Source organism: Nitrospira sp., from assembly GCA_024760525.1.
Classification (GTDB): domain Bacteria; phylum Nitrospirota; class Nitrospiria; order Nitrospirales; family Nitrospiraceae; genus Nitrospira_D.
In genome coordinates this window covers 1,356,279-1,379,695 of record CP060499.1, presented here as the reverse complement: position 1 = coordinate 1,379,695, position 23,417 = coordinate 1,356,279, and the positions used below count along the sequence as shown (strand labels likewise).

General features: G+C 57.5%; 18 protein-coding genes. 8 read left to right on the top strand and 10 right to left on the bottom strand.

The genetic code is table 11. The features are described from left to right. Positions 1-16: 16 nt before the first annotated feature. The 3 genes from H8K04_06490 to H8K04_06480 all read right to left on the bottom strand — a co-directional run bounded on the left by H8K04_06490 (position 17) and on the right by H8K04_06480 (position 4,386). Positions 17-3,439 (bottom strand): sigma 54-interacting transcriptional regulator, encoded by a 3,423-nt coding sequence (locus H8K04_06490; GenBank protein UVT17191.1) that lies wholly within the window; start codon positions 3,437-3,439, stop codon positions 17-19. Positions 3,440-3,760: 321 nt separating this feature from the next. Further along, complete coding sequence (locus H8K04_06485) at positions 3,761-3,910, bottom strand: hypothetical protein (GenBank protein UVT17190.1); 150 nt, start codon at positions 3,908-3,910, stop codon at positions 3,761-3,763. An 86-nt stretch (positions 3,911-3,996) separates the two neighbouring features. Then, complete coding sequence (locus H8K04_06480) at positions 3,997-4,386, bottom strand: hypothetical protein (protein UVT17189.1); 390 nt, start codon at positions 4,384-4,386, stop codon at positions 3,997-3,999. Positions 4,387-4,628: 242 nt separating this feature from the next. On the opposite strand from H8K04_06480, the gene sthA reads away from it, so the two are divergent. The 3 genes from sthA (at position 4,629) to H8K04_06465 (ending at position 7,964) form a co-directional block, all read left to right on the top strand. Then, positions 4,629-6,032, top strand: a complete 1,404-nt coding sequence (sthA, locus tag H8K04_06475) for a Si-specific NAD(P)(+) transhydrogenase (GenBank protein UVT17188.1) — start codon at positions 4,629-4,631, stop codon at positions 6,030-6,032. A gap of 277 nt (positions 6,033-6,309) precedes the next feature. Continuing rightward, positions 6,310-6,792: a YbaK/EbsC family protein gene (locus tag H8K04_06470; protein ID UVT17187.1), complete on the top strand. Its 483-nt coding sequence runs from the start codon at positions 6,310-6,312 to the stop codon at positions 6,790-6,792. A gap of 167 nt (positions 6,793-6,959) precedes the next feature. Further along, positions 6,960-7,964: a TIM44-like domain-containing protein gene (locus tag H8K04_06465; protein ID UVT17186.1), complete on the top strand. Its 1,005-nt coding sequence runs from the start codon at positions 6,960-6,962 to the stop codon at positions 7,962-7,964. Between the two features lie 131 nt (positions 7,965-8,095). Here the strand turns inward: H8K04_06465 and H8K04_06460 are convergent, their stop codons facing one another. After that, positions 8,096-8,653, bottom strand: a complete 558-nt coding sequence (locus H8K04_06460; GenBank protein ID UVT17185.1) for a hypothetical protein — start codon at positions 8,651-8,653, stop codon at positions 8,096-8,098. A gap of 308 nt (positions 8,654-8,961) precedes the next feature. Here H8K04_06460 and H8K04_06455 point away from each other — a divergent pair, with 308 nt between their 5' ends. Then, entirely contained in the window at positions 8,962-10,410 is a 1,449-nt protein-coding gene (locus H8K04_06455; GenBank protein UVT17184.1) for a hypothetical protein, read from the top strand. Positions 10,411-10,741: 331 nt separating this feature from the next. Here H8K04_06455 and H8K04_06450 read toward each other — a convergent pair whose 3' ends face one another. Then, positions 10,742-11,155, bottom strand: coding sequence for a PIN domain nuclease (locus H8K04_06450; protein UVT17183.1), 414 nt, complete (start codon positions 11,153-11,155; stop codon positions 10,742-10,744). Further along, on the bottom strand, positions 11,152-11,361 hold the full coding sequence (locus H8K04_06445) for a type II toxin-antitoxin system VapB family antitoxin (protein UVT17182.1): 210 nt from the start codon (positions 11,359-11,361) through the stop codon (positions 11,152-11,154). Before H8K04_06445 ends, H8K04_06450 begins: the two co-directional genes overlap by 4 nt. Before the next feature lie 250 nt (positions 11,362-11,611). Between H8K04_06445 and H8K04_06440 the strand changes: the two genes are divergently transcribed. Further along, positions 11,612-11,977 carry a PilZ domain-containing protein gene (locus H8K04_06440; protein UVT17181.1) on the top strand — a complete coding sequence of 122 codons (366 nt, stop codon included), beginning with the start codon at positions 11,612-11,614 and terminating at the stop codon, positions 11,975-11,977. A 163-nt stretch (positions 11,978-12,140) separates the two neighbouring features. Here H8K04_06440 and H8K04_06435 read toward each other — a convergent pair whose 3' ends face one another. From H8K04_06435 to gltB, 4 genes are all read right to left on the bottom strand, one after another. Beyond that, positions 12,141-12,359: a hypothetical protein gene (locus tag H8K04_06435; protein ID UVT17180.1), complete on the bottom strand. Its 219-nt coding sequence runs from the start codon at positions 12,357-12,359 to the stop codon at positions 12,141-12,143. Next, positions 12,352-12,861, bottom strand: coding sequence for a hypothetical protein (locus H8K04_06430; GenBank protein ID UVT17179.1), 510 nt, complete (start codon positions 12,859-12,861; stop codon positions 12,352-12,354). The genes H8K04_06435 and H8K04_06430 overlap by 8 nt, the downstream gene beginning before the upstream one ends. Positions 12,862-13,058: 197 nt before the next feature. Continuing rightward, entirely contained in the window at positions 13,059-14,495 is a 1,437-nt protein-coding gene (locus tag H8K04_06425; protein UVT17178.1) for a glutamate synthase subunit beta, read from the bottom strand. 221 nt (positions 14,496-14,716) lie between these two features. Beyond that, the gene (gene gltB / locus H8K04_06420; GenBank protein UVT17177.1) at positions 14,717-19,234 is read right to left on the bottom strand and encodes a glutamate synthase large subunit; all 4,518 of its coding nucleotides are present in this window, start codon (positions 19,232-19,234) and stop codon (positions 14,717-14,719) included. A 223-nt stretch (positions 19,235-19,457) separates the two neighbouring features. On the opposite strand from gltB, the gene H8K04_06415 reads away from it, so the two are divergent. The 3 genes from H8K04_06415 to H8K04_06405 all read left to right on the top strand — a co-directional run bounded on the left by H8K04_06415 (position 19,458) and on the right by H8K04_06405 (position 23,386). Continuing rightward, positions 19,458-20,462 (top strand): polyprenyl synthetase family protein, encoded by a 1,005-nt coding sequence (locus H8K04_06415; protein UVT17176.1) that lies wholly within the window; start codon positions 19,458-19,460, stop codon positions 20,460-20,462. Positions 20,463-20,588: 126 nt separating this feature from the next. Continuing rightward, a complete protein-coding gene (locus tag H8K04_06410; protein ID UVT17175.1) occupies positions 20,589-21,914 on the top strand; it encodes a DUF1015 domain-containing protein in 1,326 nt (441 codons plus the stop codon). Between the two features lie 107 nt (positions 21,915-22,021). Then, positions 22,022-23,386, top strand: coding sequence for a sigma-54-dependent Fis family transcriptional regulator (locus H8K04_06405; GenBank protein UVT17174.1), 1,365 nt, complete (start codon positions 22,022-22,024; stop codon positions 23,384-23,386). Positions 23,387-23,417: the final 31 nt, after the last annotated feature.

The window sequence follows — 23,417 nt, the reverse complement described above, 5'->3', positions numbered from 1 at the left end:
TGATTCTGGCGAGATTTCAGCCAAACTTGAATTGGCCCTTTTGAATCTTCAGAGCACGAATCTTGTGTTCAAGCGTCGACGGCGGAATGTTAAGCTTGGCAGCAGCTCCGGATGGCCCGGACACTCGGCCTCGGCTAGCGACCAACGCGGCCTCAATAATCTCCCGCTCAGTTCGCGGCTCGCGCTCGGATGACACCGATGGCGTGCCACGTAGGACCTGAGACGATTCATTCGAGAACCATACATCGTCGACGGCAAATACATCGCCGGGACTCAGGATCACTGACCTTTCGATGACATTTTGCAACTCTCGAATATTGCCAGGCCAGTCGTACGCCTTTAACCGCTCCAAGGTTCGTTTTTCGATGGTCCGGATATTTTTCCCCGCCTTCTTCGCATAGCGCTGGACGAAGTACTCGACCAGCATCAACATGTCATCTTTCCGCTCTCGAAGTGGCGGCATTTCAATGGGAAATACATTGAGGCGATAGTAGAGATCTTCGCGGAAGTTGCCATTCGCTATGGCGGTTCTGAGGTCTCGATGCGTGGCTGCAATGACGCGAACATCAACATGGATCGGTTGCCCGCCCCCGACTCGCTCCAATTCCCGCTCTTGCAAGACTCTCAACAATGCGACCTGCGTGTCGGGCGGAAGGTCACCCACTTCATCTAGAAAAATGGTGCCGCCATCCGCCAGCTCGAAGCGCCCAAAACGTCGCTGACTGGCTCCGGTGAAGGCTCCTTTTTCATGGCCGAACAGTTCCGAGGAGATGAGTCCCGGTGCCAATGCGGCGCAGTTCACACTGACGAAGGCGCGAGAAGATCTCTGAGATCGCTTATGGATGGCACGGGCGATGAGTTCCTTGCCCGTGCCCGTTTCGCCTGAAATCAACACGGTGGAGTCTGTGGGAGCTACCTTGCCAACGCGAGAAAGGACAGTCTTCAGCCTGTTCGAGGAACCGACAATTTCCTCAAACATGGACGCACGATCCACCTCGTCCCGCAACGCCAAATTTTCCCGATAGAGACGATCCTTGAGTTCCCGAATCTCGGCTTCGCGCTCCTGGAGCTCGCGATAGAGACGGGTAGTCTCGAGCAGCAATTCCTGACTCGCGTTCAGCCTCTGGCGTTCGAGTTCCGCTTCCATCCGTAGTCTCTCTTCTCGCTCCGCAGTCTCACGACGAAGCTTGGCCAACTTGAGATGCACCTCCACGCGCGCGATCAGCTCGCGCGCCGCGAAGGGCTTCACGAGGTAATCGTCTGCACCGGCGTGAAGTCCCTCCACACGTGACTCCTCTCCCGCCCTCGCGGAGAGCAGGATGATGGGCGTGCCGGCAAGCAGCGAGTCGTCGCGAATCGCTCGAAGCAGCTGGAATCCGTCCATTTGGGGCATCATGACGTCGGCCAGAAGGAGCGCGGGTCGCAAGATTCGCGTGGTTTCAAAGGCCTGGCGGCCGTCTGAGACCGTATGCACTTCATATCGGCCGTCCAGCAGGTGTCTAAGGTATTTGCGCATATCCGCATTATCGTCGGCCACAATGATCAATTCGCGGTCAGCCACCGATTCCGGTCGTCCCAACGGTGCCAACTTGGGAAGTGTCATTACGTCGACCGGGCTCCCCTCATCTGGCAACCACCCCTGCGCCTCTTGGGCATACGCATCGACTCTGACTCCGGCGTTAGTGACCGACCGTGTCGCCTGAACGCACTCCGGGGGCAAGTGCTCCCTGCCGAGAGGAATCGTCACTGTAAACGTACTCCCTTGACCAAGCTTGCTCTCCATGTCCACGTCGCCGCCATGGAGTCTCACGAGTTCCCTCACAAAGGCCAAGCCGATTCCGGTGCCTTCGTAGGATCGTGCGTGGACCCCTTCGACCCGATGAAACCGCTCGAAGATCCGCTCGTGATGCTCTTCGGGAATCCCTACCCCTGTATCTCGGACCTGCAATCGGACAGCGCCTTCCATCGGATTCAACGTAACAGTTACAGACCCATACAATGTGAACTTAAATGCGTTGGACAGGAGGTTGGAGACCACCTTCTCCCACATGTCGTGGTCGACGTACACTGGCTCGACGATTGGTGGACATTCAACTGTGAACTCCAAGCCGGCGTTCTCCATCGCTGAACGGAACACGCTGGCGATCTCAGACGTGAACACAGGCAGGTCTGTCGGCTCATAGACCGCCTGGACGCGGCCTGCCTCAATGCGCGAGAAGTCGAGAAGCGTATTGACCAGTTTCAGCAATCGAAGCGCGTTCCGTCTGACCGTGAACAATTGCTCGTGACGCTCCGCGCCGAGACGTTCGCTTGCCTCCGACAGGACCTCTTCGAGCGGACCCAGGATCAATGAGAGCGGCGTCCGAAACTCATGGCTGACGTTGCTGAAAAACGCGGTTTTGGCCCGATCGAGCTCCGAAAGGGACTCAGCGCGTCGGCGCTCCTGCTCGTACGCGCGCGCGCTGGCCAACGCGATGGAGACTTGTTCGGCGATCCGGAGAACGAAGTGACGGTAGTTGTCGTCGAACGCGCGGCCCGGGTGAATACCGAGCACGAGGAACCCGATTGCCTCGCTATGCTGGCGCAGCCGGATCGGTACGACGGTCGCCTTCTCCGGAGGAAACGGCCAACCGGGAATCGACAGTGCAGACGATCGTTCCCCAAGTTCCACAATGAGGCACTCATCTGTCACTGCGGCGTTGAATCTCCAGAGACTCTCACCATTGCAGTCCACGAGCGCCGGACGCAACTCATCGTCGGTTTCCGCACTGACACTTGCGAGACGTGCCCGGCGCTCGCCCGGCAAAAACTCATAGAGAAACGCGAACGGCGCGCTGGAACGATTCTGACCGAGCGTTTCCGCGCTCACGCGCCAGACCTCTTGCTCGTTGCGCGCCTCAGCCGTTCGCGACGCCAAATCGCGGAGCACCTGTCTGCGTCGGTCTTCGATCACACGTTCTGTCATATCCAGAGCGTTGGTCAACACACCGCCTACATCGCCGTTGTCATCCGGAATAGGGCTGTATGAGAATGCGAAATAGCACTCTTCGAGATAGTTGTTGCGGTGGAACATGAAGAGCTGGTGGGTCAAAGTGCTGACGGGCTGACCTTGCGTAAAGACCGTGTCGAAGCGGGGTCCGATGAAGTCCCACGCCTCTGCAAGCACGTCGCGGCAACTGCGACCCAAGGCCCCTGGGTGCTTGTTTCCGACCACGACCCCGTATGCATCGTTGTAGAGCATTGTATAGTCAGGACCCCAAGAAATGAGCATCGGATGCCCGGAGCCGAGCACAATGCGCACGCAAGCTCGTAGCGATACCGGCCACTGCTCCACGGGACCCAGCACTGTCGTGGACCAGTCGACGGCGCGCATCCGCGCTCCCATCTCGCCGCCTCCGGCGAAGACCGATTCGATCAACTGTGTTTTGATGAGATCCACGGCAGAATCCCTGGACTCGGCTTCGGCAGGATGCAGGAGTATAACCGAATCAATTGTCGCTCGTCACCGACTCACGATTGTTGAGGGGACCGATGGATATCGCTCATCGAGCTTATACAAACCTGCTGGGGTGGTGATGTCGCCAATCGACGTTGGACCGAGAACGCTTCGGTCTGCCACACTCGGCGAACCAAGAGCAAGGTCTGAGGAGTTGGAATTCAGCTGATGTAGTCGACTCTGGTCATGCCCGATCACTTGGGCATCGAAGTTCTTGGGGAAAAGGCGTACAATCTGCGATGAACAAACCGCCCGTGTTTACTCTCAGGGCTCCTCTTCTTCCACGGACTCAATCGACGCTTGCAGCGCGGCGACAAACGCCGCCGGCTGATCCAGTGCGTTCTTTGTCAATTGGAATTCGCTGACCAACACCCCGTCTTTGTCGACAACGACCAACCGATACCCTTCTTTCACAGCAGTTCCTCTTTTCTCCTATGTGCTGAACACACGCGCGTTGATGTGTCTCACAGACCGGTAGCCCGGGCAAGTCTCAACTGGAACTAAAACGGAAACCGGATGCCTAACTGGACTTCATTCGGGATCATCTGCCCGGCGAGGCCTTTCATTCCGGTATCGGAGAGGTTGGAGGAGGAAGATGGAGCGGACAGGGAAGTCGTGAGCGAGCGATCAATTTCTGTGGAATAGCCGCCTCCGAACCCAGCGCCGACATATGGCATGAGCGTCGCTCCCCCCACCGAGAGCTGTCTCGACACAGTCGGAAGGGTTCGCAGGATCAACGTGCCATCCATCGGCATGGACGCCGATGGTTCCTGTAATTTTGCGGTCTCCGCTGTTGTAGACAGCGGCACAGGCGCCGTCACACTGGACGGTGCCGGACCGATCTCGCTTCCCTCTCCGCCTGTACCCGCATGGGAAAATGCCAGACCCATGCTTACACCGATCAGAGTGGCTATCCCCAGAGACCCTATTATCATGCGAAGCCGAGGCATACCTTTACCATACAACCTGTCCCGCGACGATTCAAGCAGTCCACCGACTCGCAGACCCATGGAATCGGATTGAACAGTCTCCGCCCCTCCGGACTGGCTTCAAACAATCCGCAATTTTCTTGGCGAGCAGCAGTCGTCAGGATATCGTAAGCACCGACGAAAGGTACGTTCCAAGATCTTCTATGAAATCGTATGACATGCTGGTGGTCGGAAGCGGGCCAGCCGGCCAAAAAGCCGCAGTCCAGGCAGCGAAGCTGTCCAAGCGCGTTGCCCTGATCGAGAAATCGTCGCAACTGGGTGGAACGTCTCTCAACACAGGCACCTTACCCAGCAAGACCCTCAAAGACACGATCGAATACATTCATGGGTTGGTCCGGCGAGGATTACCCCAGCTGGGCGCGGAACTGACCAGACGGCTGACGTTGCCCGACCTCATGGCGCGCAAAGATCAGGTCATCGAGACCGAAATCGCCGTGATCACCGACCAATTGAAACGTAACGGCATCGAGACTATCCAGGGCACCGCCGGTTTTGTCGATCCGCATACGTTGAGCGTCGCACGATCGGATCGGCAGATCGATTATGTCCATGCCCCGGTCATCGTCTTGGCCACCGGATCACGGCCCCGCCGCCCCTCGGAGATACCCTTCGACGACGTGACAATCTTCGACTCCGACACGTTTCTGCGCACGACCAAGCATCCGGCGAGTATCATCGTCATCGGAGGTGGTGTCATCGGAACTGAATATGCGTCGATGCTGGCCGCCTTCGGCATCGAGGTCACTCTCATCGACCGGAGGACGCAGATGTTGCGGTTCCTCGACCTGGAAATCGCGAGCGCACTCGATACTGAAATGCAACACAACGGGGTCTCGATCCGGCTCGGACAAGAACATCTGGACATCGCCGTCAACGAAGCCGGGCGCCCCACGGTTCAACTCCATCCTGGTGAAAACGTGACGGCCGACATGCTGCTGTACACCATGGGAAGGGTCGGCAATACGGAAGCCTTGAACCTCGCCGCGATCGGCCTCGTCACCGACCGGCAAGGACAACTTCAAGTCAACGCCCATTACCAGACCGCTATTCCCCATATATACGCAGCGGGTGATGTCATCGGCTTTCCCGCCCTCGCCGCGACGGCGATGGAGCAAGGCCGCCTTGCCGCGTGTCACGCCCTTCACGTATCCGACGAGCATGAGATAAAGGTGATTCCGTACGGCATCTACAGCATTCCCGAGGTTTCGATGGTCGGAAAGACGGAGGAGGAACTCACCATCGCGGGTATTCCACACGCCTCAGGGAGAGCCTTTTTTCGAGAAATGGCGCGTGGCCACATCAGCGGTGAGCTCCACGGTCTCTTGAAAGTGGTCTTTCACCGCGACACACACAAGCTCCTGGGCGTTCATATCATCGGCCAGGGAGCCACTGAATTGATCCATATCGGACAATCGGTCCTGACGTATGAAGGCACGGTCGAGTATTTCGTTCGGAATGTCTTCAATTACCCCACGATGGCCGAGTGCTATCGCACTGCGGCTCTGGATGGCCTGAATCGGCTACACCATCATCCTCAACCGAGATAAACCGGCATCAGGCGGCCGCTCCCACCGCACCCTTCGCGATCCGATCACCCATGAAAAAAGAACGGTCGGATTTGTAATAATCGTTGTGGGCGCTCCTTCAAACGGAATATAATCACTAAAATATAGTCAGCATGTGTTGCCGGTCATTATGATCTAGATGGAGGCGTAATTATGAGCCCCATCCCGACGATCACCCCGTCCTCTCCAGGCACTGCCCTAGATGTATTGCTCACCAGCGGCCTCCGTCTGGAGGTCAAGCGCCACAGGAGGTACGATCATGCCCATTCCATACTCGCTGAAGACGCATCTCGATCGTGAACACGTGCATTATGATGTGTTGCCGCACTCACAGACGTTCCGCGCTCTTGCGGTTGCACGGACACTCCGTGTACCGGAACAGGTGATGGCCAAGGTCGTGATCGTGAAGGTGAAAGAGCGATTCGTCACGACGGTGCTGCCGGCCACCTGGAAGGTGGATGTGCCGTGCCTGCGGAAGATGTTCGGGACCCACCGCGTCCGTCTCGCGACCGAAGAAGAAATCACCCAGCTCTTCCCGGATTGCGAGGTCGGCGCGATGCCGCCTCTTGGGACACTATATGGGCTCCCTGTTTATGTGGATCGGTCGCTGACGGATGACGAGGAAATCGTCTTTGAAGGGGGCACGCACTCGGAGGCAATCCGCATGCGCTACTGGGATTTTGCCGCGCTGGTCTTTCCCACCGTGGCCGAATTCCACCGCGCGCCTATGGCGACGTGTTGATCCGGCTTGGGCGTTCCCACCCAGCGCATCCAGACCGAGAGCGGTGCAGTTCGATCGTCGCTCGATGTGGTCATCCCGGCAGCGAATTTCAGGTTTTCTTGGCCCAAAGCTGCTAGGATGAGTCGATATCGATCAACGCGTCCTAGCCTCTCGTGAAAGGAAACCCCATGGTGAAAATCTCACACCTCGTTGCGATCTGCCTTATCGCCTCGCTCGTCGGCATGCCGACTCTCTCGTTTGCAAAGGCGCGGGGATCGGGCGGAGGTTTTTCGGGCGCCTCTCGCGGTGGAACCTCGCCAATGGGGATGGGCAGCCGTGGATCCCGCACCTATCAAGACAACGGCGCCAAGCCCATTGAACAATCCACCGCTCCCAAGCCGTCAACCGCCCCACCGCCTCACGCAGCAAACAGCCCAACCGGTCAGTCCGCTCCGGCCACCTCTCCGTCATGGTGGCAACGCAATCCGTTGCTCGCCGGCATCGCCGGTGGGTTAGCCGGAACCTGGATCGGGCATATGCTCTTCGGCGCGACAGAGAGCAGCGCCCAGACCACGGACGCGCAGCCGGGATCGGGATCGAACTCCTTCGGACTGCTCTTGCTGCTGATGATGGCCGGAGCCGGGGTGCTCTATTATTTCAAAAAAGTCCGCCGCACACCGGCACCGGTGTTCACCGGGCTCTCAGGGAACTCGGCCACGAGGGGAAGTCTCATCGACATCTCGTCCAACGCCGCCACCCATAGGCCGACAACCGATGCCCTCAGCGTGACCACCGAGGACAAGGCAGTCTTTCAGCAACTCCTGACCGACATTCAATCCGCCTGGAGCACGCAAGATGTGGCGGCGTTGCGCCGCGCTCTGACGCCTGAAATGCTGAGCTATTTCAGCACCGCCTTGGCCGAGGACAACAGCCGAGGAGTGCACAATCACGTCGAAGGAGTAGAGTTGCTCAAGGGAGACGTGCGCGAAGCCTGGACCGAGGACAGCACGGACTACGCAACCGTGGATCTTCGCTGGAACGCACGCGACTATACCGTCTCCACGACGATCCCACGCGGAGAACCAGGCTATCTGATCGAGGGCAGTGAGGAGACCCCGAGTGAATCTTTCGAAGTCTGGACCTTCATGCGCGTGCGGGATGGACGGTGGCTGCTATCGGCTATTCAGCAATAATCTTCAAGGGAAGGCGGCTGACTCACCACGTCAGCCGCCGATCCATTTCCAGGTCTTCGGAGAACCTCCGATCGGCTTCAGCTGAAATGGAACTGAGTTAAAGCCACAGGACATATCGGCCAACTGAGCGGCTACTGTGGTGTTTGCCGCTTCAAGTTCATGCGTAGGGTCTTCATTCCCCCGCCATTCATGGAGTTGTGGCCCTTCCCCGTCAGAGACAGCGTGCCTCCCCCGAACGTCTCCAGTTCCTTACATCCCCGCTTGTTGAATTCGACGACATAGGTCAACGCCGCACTCACGGCGACCTGGTTCTCATGGTTCGGAGTCGTCTTGGTTTCCTGCGGCTCCAGATCGAAATTCTTCTCCTCGACGACCTTCCCGCCCAACTCGCACTTATATTGGACATGGCCGGTCAACACAGCATCTTTCACGCCGCTGTCCTTATCTTCTACGGAAAATGTCACCACATACTGATCGCTCGGCGCTACCTCGACAGTCTGTCCGTCCTGCACAATATCTTTTCGCTCTTTCGTCACCACGTTGTAGGTCTGCCAGGCAACAGTTGGCGGAGAAGCATCGGAGCCCGGAATGGCGACCATCGGGACCGGTTTGACACAGCCGGCAGACAAAAGACTGAGCATGCTTACAGACAATACGGACATCCTGACAGCGAGACGATATGATTTCATGACGAACTCCTTTGCGTTCATGGGAGTGAGCGGCGGCATGCTAGGCGGTTCGCAGGATGGAGTCAAGCAGACTGTTGCGAGGAGATCAAGCCATGCCCACCACTGCATTACCAAATGAGAAATGAGCGGAACTGTTTACTTTTGGGCTTTGCCAAAATGGAGGCTTGCCCGTCGAGGCGGCGGAACCGTACACTTCAAGCTTGAAGCGCTGGTTTGCCATGGGGTGCAGCGCTCCCGCTCATCTTCCGACAGGTGAGATCCAGAGCACATCCGTCCACGAAAAAGGGTGTGGTCCTCTCACAGGATATATGGGTATTCAATTGCAGTTCAGACATGTCTTAGGCTGGCCGTCACTGGCCTGGGTGGCACAATGTTCCGACACCGAGGTGATACTCGCGCACGGCAGCCGGGTTGAAACAGAGCCGGAGTGGTTTGCTGAAGCCGTCTGGGACGGTCCATTTGCAGAAGGCCGGTTCGATCAAACGGACATCGTATTTGGGTCCGGCGGGCGAGTGTCCGGCGGCATCGTGACGTTTGTGTCATCCGGCTCCACCGTCGATCGCTTGGTTTCCATCCAGGTGCGGAACCATGTCTATATCTCCAATTCTCTGGTCGCGCTGTGCGCCACGCTGAATCTTTCCATCGACCCCCTCGCGGACGATTACTATTCGAACTTCCGATCGATTATTGACGGCCTTCAGAAATACAACGATCTCCTTCACACTACGCAAGGCCCTCTACGTCTCACGTACTTTCATAATCTTCGATGGAACGGCCGATCGCTCGACGTGACAGAGAAGCCGTTCGGTGACCGAATCTTCAATACCTTCAAAGAATACAGATATTTTCTGGAATCCTCGCTGAACGCCATCGGTGGGAACATGATGGACCCACTGCGCAAGTGGCCCTATCAGCCGCTGGGGACCCTCTCTGCAGGGTATGACTCCTCCACGATTGCCGTGCTGGCCCGCGAAATGGGGAATACGGACGTGCTGACGTTTCAACGGGGAAGAGAAGGTCGTGTCGATAGCGGTGAGCCCATCGCGAAGCGACTCGGTCTTCGCGCCATCGTGCTCGACCGGACCGCGTGGCGACAGGAGCCGTTCGCGGAAGTGCCGTTTCTTGCCGCCGACGCCTATGGAGAAGAGGTACACTTCGCAGCGGCACGGCGCCATTTGCAGGAACGAGTCCTGTTGACCGGGTATTATGGCGACATCGTGTGGGGCATCGACCCGCACGATCGATCGCCAGATATCGTTCGGGGAGATCCGACCGGGCTGGCGCTTACCGAATGGCGATTATGGGTGGGATTTATCCATTGTCCGGTGCTGTTCCTTGGCGTGAGAAATAGCGAACAGGTCTATCGCATTTCAACCAGCGAGGAAATGCGACCATGGAGCGTGGGCGGCGATTATGACCGTCCGTTCTGCCGACGGATCATCGAGGAGGCCGGTGTAGATCGAGAACTCTTCGCTCGAGAAAAGAACGCAACCGCGGTCGTGCTCTGGAACCCCAACGAGGGGTTCCTTCCCGACGAGTCCATGCGAGACTACAGACGATGGTTACAGCACCATGCGACAGGCTGGTTGCGGCGGAAAATGATCCCGCCCAGTTGGAGGGGACAGGCGTATGGGATGGCATCGCGCCTGCCTGGTGGGTGGCGCCTTGTCCGTGCTCCCAGATATTTTGACTACCTCTTTCCTTGGGCTCTGGAGCACGCCAAACGGCGGTATATGGGTATGGGTTCCATATTTTGACCGAAATTGCGTCAGATGTGCTTTTAAATAGGCCATGAATACCTGGTGATCATGCAACGCGTCTGACGCCGAGTCACCGTAGGGCTGATCCACTAAGGCATCTGGATGATGGAACACTTCACCTACCGCATGTCCGACATGCTGGCGAGGATCGAATGGTCGGGGCTCTGGCCACGTTGCTCGATGAGTCTGATGTCTCGCTTCGCGGCACTCGCCGCGAAGCGAATACTGTTCCAAGGCTAGAAAACACTCCCTGCCATTTTTTTCTCTCAAGTGGGCAATGCCACCATGAAGAGCTTTCGGGCTGCGCGGGGATAATGCTGACCAATGATCAATTGCCGTTCCCTTTCTCTGGATGCACAACTTTCAATCCAAGCCCATCTTCGAATGGGTCAAAGTCGCGATCATTGTGAAGTAATGTGTGGCCCTCGATCAGGCAAAAGGTAGCGATAAGACAATCGATTGTCCTTCGAACGGTTCTACCGGAGGCGCGAAGCTTCCGATAGTTCGCAGCCGCTTGAATGGCTAATTCAACAGTTCCTGTTTCAAAGACGGCGAGCCTCAGAAGTTCTCCCTGCACTGTCTTGAATTGGTCATCGTTGGTTACTCCTTGCAACACCTCACAAAGAATCAGATCGGTAAGCCCTAGTCGTTCGCTGATCAAGTGGGATTCGAGCCATACGGTGTGAGGTGTCGTCGTACCCCGGATGTAATCGACCCAGACCGTCGTATCGACTATGGTCATGAAGCTACCTTGATCCGGCCTTCGCGCATCGTATCGAGATCACCCTCCCATGTGATCTTTCCACGTAAGCGGCGAATGCCTTCCTGTCCCTTTACCTTGATCAGTAATCGGAGGCCTTCTTCTACGACGGCCTTCTTGGTTGAAAGACCCGTCGCCTTCATCGCCTGTCGCATAAGACTATTGTCGATCACGATATTGGTACGCATAGGCCCTCCGCATCATAATGTGTATGATTCCCATCATAATACACACTCGCCTTAGGCACAACAAGGGGAGAGAAACTCCGTGTGTGAAGCGATGGGGGCGGAGAAGTATGTCAAACGCAACAGACGGGCGCCACGCACCAGACTCGTATTCACAGTCGCTCCGTCAGCGCCACGTTAATAGCCAAATAAGCCGAACCGCTTTCAAGTTTTCCTTGGTGTTACCGATATAGGCAATAGCACGGAGGCACGTATGCGGCTACGGAGTAGCCCGAGAATGCATGTGCGGTTTCCCGCCAGCGTCCAGACCGACGACGGCGCAGGTGACGGAATTCTCTTCAATCTCTCACTAACGGGATGCAGGATGCAAAGCAGTGTCGCCCTGACTCCAGGGAGCTACCTCGCGCTGCATATCGAAACCCCCGACGCGAAATCTCCCCTGGCCGTCGAAGTCTCAATCGTGCGTTGGACCAAAGACAACCAGTTCGGGATCGAGTTCCTTCGCTACGCCCAAGGCGACCGTCAGCGAGTCTTGGATCTGATCGAAGGTCATGAATCGTCTGCCACCTCTGATCACACTGAGCATGAAGAAGTGCCCCTCAGTACCGTCGCCGCGTAAGAGCCTTTTCCTTTGAATCGTTCCTGAAAGGTTCTTAGCTGTTCAAACCAATCATGTAGCGTGACAGAACCCGCGGCTTTACTTCGCTAATTGTTCGAGGGCTTTCAAACCGAGGTAGCGACCATTGCAGCCATTTCCCGGTCTTCGGCCGTGGCCCAGACGATTATTCCGACGATGATCCCATCGCGTCCCATTCTTCTTGAGTCATCATCCGTCTTGGCTTTAAGGCCCCGGTCGCGTAGGCCAGCTGCAACGCCTCCTCCAGCCAGGCTATCCGCTGCGTAGGTGTTGCCGCCAGCATGGCATCCAACAGACTTTGGTTGTCGGCTGACCACTCCTTAGTTCGATACGTCTCCGGAGCATCAGATTCTTTGTCAGCCATGCTGGCGCTCTGCGTTCTTTCTTCGGATCGCTTCAAGGTGCTTGAGATCCTCTAAATCCTGAGGCCTCCCAGCGTGCCGCTTCAAAGTAATTAAATCGTCCAGCGCAACCACTCGAACCGGTGTCGCTCCCACTATGGCCTCCTGCGACCGAGCCCAGAGCTCTTCAAAGGGCACTTCAGGATTCAGCAACAAGTCTAGGACTCTCATAGGATTGGCCGGATCGACAAGAGAAAATGCTTTCATGTGTTTCTCGGAACGCCATGTTTCGCGCACCACCGGATCGGCAAAAGCGCTCGCGGTGACCGGCGCTTGCGGACGAAATCCTTTCTCTTCGAGCGCGTGAATCATTTTCCTGGCTTCTTGCGGTGCCAAATCGACAGCCAGATCTACATCCGCCGTCAACCGGGCATGGCCATGCAAGAGCATCGCGACTCCTCCTACCACCACATACCGCACGCCGGCTTCGTTCAAAATCTGAAATATAGGTTCATACACCAACATAAAGCCATTCTAGCGCATACGCAAAAAAACGCCAGCACGACAATGTCGGATACGTTGCATGCCGACTGACTATGGTTTGCTTATGAGATTGTTTTGAGTAGCTCGCACAATGCGAGGAGAGCCGGAAGCACTGGAGAGAGAAACTGCAGATGGTTCAAACTGTCATCGCCGACGGTAAGTCTGTGCTTCTTTCTTTTTCATTTCACAGACGCCTTCGCGGATTTTCCGGCGTGCAGATACTGATCGATCCCCGCCGCCATTTTGCGGCCTTCGGCGATGGCCCAGACGATGAGTGACGCCCCGCGTTTCGTGTCGCCGCCGGCGAAGACCCCGTCAAGGTTGGTCATGAAGTTCCCGTCGACCGTCACAGCGCCACGCGCGTCATACTTCACTCCCAGGTCATCGAGCAGGCCGTTCTTGACCGGACCGGTGAACCCCATGGCCAGCAGCACCAGATCGGCGTTCATTTCAAACTCGGTGTTGGGAATAGGCGTGAACTTGCCGTTGCTGAACTGCACGCGATGCGCGTGCAGCTTGGTGACATGGCCGTTGTGGCCGGTAAACTTCGTCGTGGACACGCTCCATTGCCGGTCACAGCCTTCTTCATGGGCATGCGACGTGCGCAGTTGCATCGGCCAGAGCGGCCAAGGGGTTGACTCGGCACGCTGCGGCGGTGGCTCCGATAGCAACTCAAATTGATGCGCTTCGACGCAGCCTTGACGATGTGTGGTCCCAAGACAGTCGGACCCCGTATCACCACCCCCGATGATGACCACCCGTTTGCCTTTCGCCGTGATCGGCTCATCGCTGAGAGGAATGCCTGCCGTGCGCTTATTCTGCTGAGTCAGATATTCCATTGCGAGATGCACGCCCTTGAGTTCTCTTCCCGGAATCGGCAACTCACGGGCCTGTTCGGCACCGAGCGTCAAACCCACGGCATCGAACTGTTTGCGCAACTGCTCGCCGCTGATGGCCTTTCCGACCGCGACGCCGGTTTGAAACTTCACTCCCTCGACCTTCATCTGCTCCAATCGCCTGTCGATGACCCACTTCTCCATCTTGAAGTCGGGAATGCCGTAACGAAGCAGGCCGCCGATCCGATCAGCTTTCTCGAAGAGGGTCACGTCATGTCCGGCCCGAGCCAGTTGCTGCGCGGCAGCGAGCCCCGCTGGCCCGGAACCGACGATCGCTACCGTTTTCCCGGTTTTGATGACCGGCAATATCGGAGTGACGAGACCATCGTTGAAGCCGCGATCGACGATGTTCCATTCGATGACGCGGATGGAAACCGGATCTTCGTTGATACCCAGCACACAAGCCCCTTCGCAGGGCGCGGGACAGAGACGTCCGGTAAACTCTGGAAAGTTATTCGTCGTGTGCAGGGCCTTCAGCGCGTCCTTCCAGCGGCCGCGATAGACAAGATCGTTCCATTCCGGGATCAGATTGACCACGGGACAACCGGTATTACCCTGGCAAAACGGCACACCGCAATCCATACAGCGCGCGCCTTGAGTCTTCAGCTTCTCTTCGGCGATCGGCTCATACATTTCCTTCCAATCGAGCACACGCAACTCGACCGGCTTTCGCTTCGGGCCCTCGCGGGCATATTTCATGAAGCCTTTTGGGTCACCCATGGCTACTTAACTTTGTCCCCCTCGAATCATATATTGGCGATTGACTGGGAAACCCTCAATTTCACCCGCCCAACCCTGCGCGCTTTCACACCCGCCCTCCCCAGCCTGCCGGTGCAGGCCTTTCCACATGGACGTGCGCTTTACCCTACTTGGATCACCCATGTCTTACTCGTCGTTCGCCTTTCGTATCTCGTGCTCGTACGCGCGCTTCACCATACGGTTCAATGCACGGCGCTCGCTTTACGCTTCCGTTCTTCCATGACCCGTTTGTAATCGACCGGCATCACCTTCACGAATTTTGGAACCGTGGCATCGAACGCATCGAGAACCTGCTTGGCCTTCCGGCTGCCGGTGTACATGAAATGTTTCGTGATCAATCCATGGAGCAGCTGTTTGTCTTCCTTGGTCGTGACCGGCTCCAGCTCAACCATGCCGGTATTGCAGCGGCTTTGGAATGTCCCGCCGTCATCCAATACGAAGGCGACGCCCCCGGACATCCCGGCCGCGAAGTTGCGCCCGGTCCCGCCGAGCACCACGACCACGCCCCCGGTCATATACTCACACCCGTGATCGCCCGTTCCCTCAACGACGGCATGCGCCCCACTGTTTCGAACAGCAAATCGCTCGCCCGCCCGTCCATAGAAATACGCTTCGCCCTGCGTCGCGCCATATAATGAGGTATTCCCGATCAGAATGGTTTCTTCAGGATCGTAGAGCGCGTCCTTCGGCGGGTACACGATGATCTTGCCGCCGGACAATCCCTTCCCGATATAATCGTTCGACTCCCCTTCCAGGGTCAGCGTAATGCCTCGCGCAAGGAACGCCCCGAAGGATTGGCCGGCCGACCCGTTGAACTTGATCGAGATCGTATCTTCCGGGAGACCTTCCAGGCCGTATTTCTTGGCGATCTTACTGGACAGAACTGTGCCGGTCGTCCGATTCACGTTGCGGATCGGCAGTTGAACATTCACCTTTTCGCCCTTGTCGATCGCCGGCCGGCACAGCTCCACCAGCTCGTTATCGAGAATATGATCAAGGCCGTGATCCTGCTTTTGCACACAATAGCGAGCCACGTTCGGCCCCACGTCGGGCATGACCAGCAAGGGCGAAAGATCCAACCCTTTGGCCTTCCAGTGATCGACCGCCTTGGTGATTTTGAGCTTATCGACCCGGCCGACCATCTCGTTGATCGTCCTGAACCCGAGCTTCGCCATCAGTTGCCGCGCTTCTTCGGCGACGAAGAACAGGTAATTCACGATATGTTCCGGCTTGCCGTTGAATTTCTTCCGCAGTTCGGGATCTTGTGTCGCGATGCCGACGGGACAGGTGTTCAGGTGGCACTTGCGCATCATGATGCAGCCTTCGACGATGAGCGGCGCCGTCGCAAATCCATACTCCTCGGCGCCAAGCAGCGTGGCGATCACCACGTCGCGGCCTGTTTTCATCTGTCCGTCCGTTTCAACGCGAATACGTCCGCGGAGATCGTTGAGCACCAGTGTTTGGTGAGTTTCCGCCAGCCCCAGCTCCCACGGGATACCGGCATACTTGATCGACGACAACGGCGACGCGCCCGTGCCGCCGGAATCACCGCTGATCAGGACTTTGTCGGCATGGGCTTTGGCGACACCAGCCGCCACGGTCCCGACTCCGACTTCGGCGACGAGCTTGACCGAGACACCAGCCTCCGGATTCGAGTTCTTCAAGTCGAAGATCAGCTGAGCCAAATCCTCAATCGAGTAGATATCGTGATGCGGCGGAGGCGAGATCAGCTGTACGCCCGGCGTGGCATAGCGGAACCGCGCAATATTCTCATCGACCTTGTGTCCGGGCAACTGTCCTCCCTCACCCGGTTTCGCGCCCTGCGCCATCTTGATCTGCAATTCACGCGCATTGACCAGGTAATGCGCCGTCACACCGAACCGGGCCGAGGCCACTTGCTTGATATAACTGTTCTTCGAATCACCGTTCGGCAGCGGTTTGAACCGCTCGGGATCTTCACCGCCTTCCCCGGTGTTGCTCTTGCCACCGAGCCGGTTCATGGCGATCGCGAGCGTTTCATGCGCTTCCTTGCTGATCGACCCGAACGACATCGCGCCGGTGTTGAAGCGCTTGACGATGTCTTTGGCAGGCTCCACCTCGTCGATGGAAATCGGTTGGGGTGCAAATTTAAAATCGAACAGGCCGCGCAAGTTCGACCGCCGCTGACTCTCATCGTTGATGAGTTGAGCGAATTCCGCATAGGTCTTCGCGTCGTTCGCGCGGCTGGCATGCTGCAATTTGTAGATCGTGTCAGGATTCCAATTGTGATGCTCGCTCTGAATGCGGTAATGAACCTCTCCGCCAAAATCCAGTTGGCGGATCGCCGCCGGTTCGTAGGCCGTCCGATGCCGGCGTAACGTTTCCTCGCCGATCTCGCCGATGCCCACTCCTTCGATGCGCGACGCCGTCCCCGTAAAGTACCGATCGATCAGGTCATGATTCAATCCGATGGCCTCGAAAATCTGCGCCCCGCAGTAGGATTGCACGGTCGAGATGCCCATCTTGGAGAAGATTTTGAGCAGGCCCTTATTGATCGCCTTGATGAACTTGCCTTCCGCTGTTTGTGCGTCGAGCCCTTCCGGCAAATACTCGTCGCGTTCCATATCGACGAGCGTTTCGAAGACGAGATAGGGATTGATCGTCCCGGCGCCGTAACCGATCAAGCAAGCGAATTGATGCACATCACGCGGTTCCCCGGTTTCCAGGATGAGTCCGACTTCGGTTCTCGAGCATTCCCGCACCAAGTGGTGGTGGACAGCCGAAATACCGAGGAGGCTGGGAATCGGTGCCCAGGCCTCGTCGACTCCGCGATCACTGAGGATCAAGAATTTGTAGCCTTCTTTGATCGCCTGCGACGCCTCCCGGCACAGCTCGTCGACCGCTGCGCCAAGACCGTCCGCCCCTTCGGCCACACGGAACAACATGCGGAGCGTCTTACTCTTGAAGTTCGGGTCCGAAATTCCGCGGATCTTTTGGAGATCGGCGTTCGTCAAAATCGGTTGTTGCACTTTGATCCGCCGGCACGATTCGGGCGACTCATCCATCAGATTGGGCTTCGGCCCGATGTTCGTGACCAGCGACATCACCAGCTGCTCGCGAATCGGGTCAATGGGCGGATTCGTGACCTGGGCGAACAATTGCTTGAAATACTTGAACAACAGCTGCGGCCGATTCGACAGCACCGCCAGAGGCGTGTCGGTCCCCATCGACGACACCGGTTCCTCGCCGTTGACGATCATGGGCGTGATGACCATCTTCAACTCTTCCACCGTGTAGCCGAATGCCTGCTGCCGTTGCCTGATCGTGGGGTGATCGGGCTGCGGCACGTTCAACGGTTCCGGCAGCTCGTCGAGCGACACACCGTATTGCGTCACCCAGCTTCGATACGGCTTCCGTTTGACGATATCGGCTTTGATCTCTTCATCATCGATAATCCGGCCCTGTACCGTATCGACCAAGAACATGCGTCCGGGCATGAGCCGGCCCTTCATCCGAATGTCCTTTGCCGGGGCCGGGAGCACTCCGGCTTCCGACGCCAGCACGACCGTTCCATCCGTCATCACTTGGTAGCGGCACGGGCGGAGTCCATTGCGATCCAACGTTGCGCCGATCATCTTGCCGTCGGTAAAGCACACGGCCGCCGGCCCGTCCCACGGCTCCATCATGGCCGCGTGATACTGATAAAAACCCCGGCGATCCAAATCCATTTGCGAATTCGCGACCCACGGCTCGGGAATCAACATCATCATGGCGTGCGGCAGCGAACGTCCGCCGAGCAGCAGAAATTCAAGCGTATTGTCCAGACAGGCCGAATCGCTTTGATTCTCGGAGACGATCGGGAACAGTTTCTCCATGTCCTTGCCGAACAGTTCGGAGTGGAGACGGCCCTGACGCGCCTTCATCCAATTGACGTTGCCCTTCAGGGTATTGATCTCGCCGTTGTGGCACACATACCGATAGGGATGCGCGCGCGGCCACGTGGGAAAGGTATTCGTGCTGAAACGCGAGTGCACCAGCGCCAGTGCGCTCACCATCCGTTCGTCGGTGAGATCCTGGTAGTATGCCGCCATTTGATGGGGAAGCAGGAGCCCCTTGTAGACGATGGTATTGGCCGACAAGCTCGACACGTAGAAGTGTTCTCGTCCTTGAATCGCCGACTGTTCCACTGCTTGTTCGACCCGCTTGCGGATCACATAGAGCTTTCGTTCAAACTGGGCCTCATTCAACGCGTCGCGCGCGATGAAGATTTGCCGCATGAACGGCTCCGTGGTGCGCGCTTGTTCACCGATTTGATCGCTCTTGACGGGTACATCACGCCAGCCGAGCAGGCGCAGGCCTTCTTCACCGATGATTTCAGTGAACAGCCGCTCGCACAGGCGGCGGGAATCCGCATTCGGTGGCAGGAACAACTGCCCCACCCCATACTCGCCCTCCCCGGGCAATGACACACCGGCATCGCCGGCGACCCGTTTCAGAAAGGTGTGCGGGACTTGCAACAGAATACCGGCTCCGTCCCCGGTGCATGGATCGCATCCCTGCGCTCCGCGATGAGTCAGATTCTCCAGTACTTGAAGCCCTTTCCGCACAATGTCGTGGGACTTCTTCCCTTTGATGTTGACGACGAAGCCGATCCCACAAGAATCCTTCTCATGTCGGGGATCATAGAGCCCTTGCTGACGGGGGAAACCGGGAAGATTCATGTGTCTATCTCGTTTAAAGATCGAGCGTTTTCCTATTGAATGGAGAATGACGCGAGAGAGAAACTTTGGGTGAATTGAACCCCATAGTCCTCAGGCCGATTCTCAGGCGATTGTCACGGTGGGACAGACCTTACTGGATGGGTCATTCTTCTGTCAAGATTGCGTGTTCTTATCGCCGTCATTTGCTTGACTTTATTTCCTCGGCTGCCATACCATCCGCGGCATGACACAAGGTCCAGTAATTGCCACCCTGCACAGTATGGCCGATGTGTGGGAAGCCTATCGCGCCGAGCTGGATGGAGTTGAAGATCGAGTCCGAAAGAACCTGGACTCCAGCGTGACCCTGGTCAACACGGTTGCCGCCCATATCTTGAGCGGCGGCGGCAAGCGCATCAGACCCCTGCTTTTACTCCTGTCGGCCCGCCTCTGCGGGTATCCGGGATCCGAGCACCATCAGCTGGGCAGCATTGTGGAATACATTCACACCGCAACCCTGTTACACGACGATGTGGTGGATGATGCCGATATTCGGAGGGGCAGGCGAACCGCTCGAAAGGTTTGGGGAAACCAGATCAGCATTCTAGTCGGCGACTATCTCTATACCAAGGCGATGTGCAAAGTCGTCGAGTTCCAGAGTCAAGGAATCAATGAAGTCCTCGCCGATGCCTGTAAAAAAATGGCTGAAGGTGAAGTCCTTCAGCTGTATTACAACGGAAACCCCTCGATGCCGGAGATTGACTACATCAAGATCGTCGAGCACAAAACCGCCGGATTGATCGCCGCTTCCTGCCGAATGGGCGCCATTCTGGCCGAAGCCTCGGAGACACAGCAGAATGCGTTGTTCCGCTTCGGTCAGTACCTCGGCATTGCGTTCCAGGTTGCCGACGATACGTTGGATTATACCGCGAACGGCGAGTCGCTCGGAAAAACGATCGGCCAGGACCTCCGCCAGGGAAAGGCTACGCTGCCGCTCCTGCACCTGCTGCAGCATTGTTCGGAGCAGGACAGACAGATGATCAAAGATCGCATGGAAACTCGGACGCTCAGCACGTCCGATCTAGAGCGCATTCTTTTGCTGATGGCCGATTTCGGGTCGATCACCTACGCCATGGATCGCGCCCGAGCGTATATCGCCGCCGCCAAGCATGAACTCGATCGCTTCGACGATAGTACCGCGCGGCGTGCGCTGTCGGTCGCCGCTGATTACATGATTACCCGCGATCGGTAATTGCCTTTCCGCCAGCCGGACGTACGCTGGGCCGTGGGAGCGGCGCGGCGTAGGCGAAAGAACCCCGCTCTCTCTTGTAACCATCTAAACCATCGTCGCTGTTGCGACACTGCAAAGGGGCTGTTCATGTCACAGATCTTTCCATTTCAGGGTACCTTGTTCGACCAGACGATCGTGGGCGCCATCAAGGATGTGATCGCTCCACCGTACGATATCATCGATGCGGAAGGGCAGAAGCGGCTCCACGACCGGCATCCCCACAATATCATCCGCATGGAATTGGGGCTGGACCAGACCGGTGATAGTCCCGCTCATAACCGGTACACCCGGGCAGCCGCTGCGCTTCGGGCCTGGATCAAGGACGGCATCCTCAAACGCGATGAGCGGCCGGCAGTTTATTACCATACGATTGAATACAGCCCTCCCTACTCAGCGCCGGATGCGCCCAAGAAGGTGTTACGAGGGTTCCTGGCCTTGGCCAAGCTGGAGGCCCTGGATTCCGGGCATATCTATCCGCATGAGAACACGCGCGCGGCGGCGAAAACCGATCGCCTGAACCTCATCGAAGCCTGCCGGACGAACTTCAGTCCGATCTGGTCCCTCTACTCCGATCCGCTCGGTGTCATCATGGGACTCCTGGAGGCCGAGGTAAAGGGCAAACCCGCGCTCTACGATTTTCAAGACGATGCCGGCTGCCGCGAACGTCTGTGGGCCGTGACCGATGCGGCCGTCCTCGGACAGATGACCGATACGATGCGGAGTAAGCCGCTGTTCATTGCAGACGGTCATCACCGCTATGAGACCGCGTTGAACTATCAAAAACTCCGTCGACAACAGGACAGCACTCAGGCCGGGCTCCGGCCTTACGACTCAGTATTGATGTTGCTCTCCCAGCTTGAAGATCCGGGGTTGACGGTGTTGCCGACACACCGGGTAACGACCACTCCACTGCCCTCTCTGGACCAGATCAAGCAGTCGCTCGGCGAGATGTTCGAGTTCCGAGAGTTTCCCTATACTCCGTCTACACAGAGTCAGACGCGCCACCAGTTTCTGACCGCATTGAGGACGGAAGGAAAGAGCGCGCCGGTGTTCGGCCTGACCCGGCAAGGCGATGAGCGATACGTCACCCTAACGCTGAAACCGGCGCATCGGCCCTCTGCGCAGGCATCACCTCGGACCAAGCTTGACGTCTCTCTACTTCAACAGCTCATCGTGACCAAGCTTTGCCCGACTCAACAGGAGCAGGAAGCCATTCTGTACACGAAAGATGATCACGAAGCGCTCGATTGGGTGGCTCGAGGAACAGGGACAGGCGCGTTTCTCCTTAACGCCACCAAGGTCAGTGAAGTGCAAGCCGTCGCGGCGGCCGGCGAACGGATGCCGCACAAATCCACATACTTTTACCCGAAGCCGTTGACGGGACTCGTCATCAATGTCATGGAGAATCCGTGAGGGGTTGGGTGAAGCCTCAGATGAAGGAAGATGGGATAGATGTCGCCTAAACAATGCATTGAGACCCGCGCCTCACAGGTAACCTCTCACGCCTCACGAGCCGGAGTATGAACGCGAAGATTCTTATCGTCGACGATGACCCCGACATCGTCCTGATGCTCGAGGATCGGTTACAGGCGTCCGGGTACGAAACCGTCATGGCATCGGAGGGGCAGCAGGCGCTGGATCAGATCGTTCACGAGTCTCCCCAACTCGTCCTGCTGGATCTGTCGCTGCCCAGGCTCTCGGGTCTCGACGTGCTCAGGCGTCTTTCGCAGATGAAACCGGCGGAGAACCTTCCCGTCATCGTCATGACGGCGCATGGATCCATTGAAGCGGCCGTGGAAGCCATGAAAGAAGGGGCGTACGACTTCCTGACCAAACCCCTCGACAAAGACCATCTCCTGATCGTGATCCGCAAGGCTTTGGAGCGGGACTCGCTGCAACGGCAAGTCGCGTATCTTCGTTCCGAGGTCGACAGCCGTTACGCCGCCATCGTCGGGAACAGCCCGTCCGTACGATCCGTCGTGGACGCGGCGCAACGAGCCGCGAAGTCCGATGCGAGCGTCTTGCTTCTCGGCCAAAGCGGGACCGGAAAGGAACTCTTTGCTCGATCGATCCATCAGTGGAGCCCTCGGAGCACCATGCCGCTTGTCGTCATCAACTGCGTCGCGTTGACGGAGACGCTCCTCGAGAACGAACTGTTCGGCCACGAACGCGGCGCGTTCACAGGGGCGGACCGGCAGCAAAAGGGAAAGCTGGAAATGGCCGACGGGGGAACCGTGTTCCTCGACGAGATCGGAGACATGTCGCTGCCCCTGCAAGCCAAGCTGCTCCGGGTCCTGCAAGACCGGGAGTTCCAACGAGTGGGCGGATCCAAGACGGTCTCGGTGAACATTCGCATTATCGCCGCAACCAACAAGGAGCTCCGGCAGGCCGTGAGGGTGGGCCAGTTCCGCGAAGATCTGTATTTCCGGCTCAACGTCGTGACCCTGACGTTGCCGCCGCTTCGTGAGCGGCAGGGAGATGTGACAGCCCTCGCGCAGTTCTTCCTGGAGCGCCATGCGAGAGATGCGAAGCGACCGGGCATGACGCTCAGCGGGGCGACGCTGGATACGTTGACCCGTTATCCGTGGCCGGGAAACATTCGGGAGTTGGACAATGTCATCGCGCGGGCCGTCGTCTTGAGTCCAAAGGACACGATTGAGCCGGACATGCTGGCCCTGCTGGCGGATGATGCCAATCTCCGGGGGAACAATGATCCCGCATTGCCGTATCTGGACCTGCCTTACCACGAATCGATGGAACAACACAGCCGCTACATCATCACGCGTGCGATGGAACGGGCGGACGGTAATCAGACGAAGGCGGCCGAATCACTGAAGCTCCAGCGAACCTATCTCGCCCGACTGCTCAAACAGCAAAAGGATTAGAGCAACCACCGAGCCATCGGTTATCGGCCGA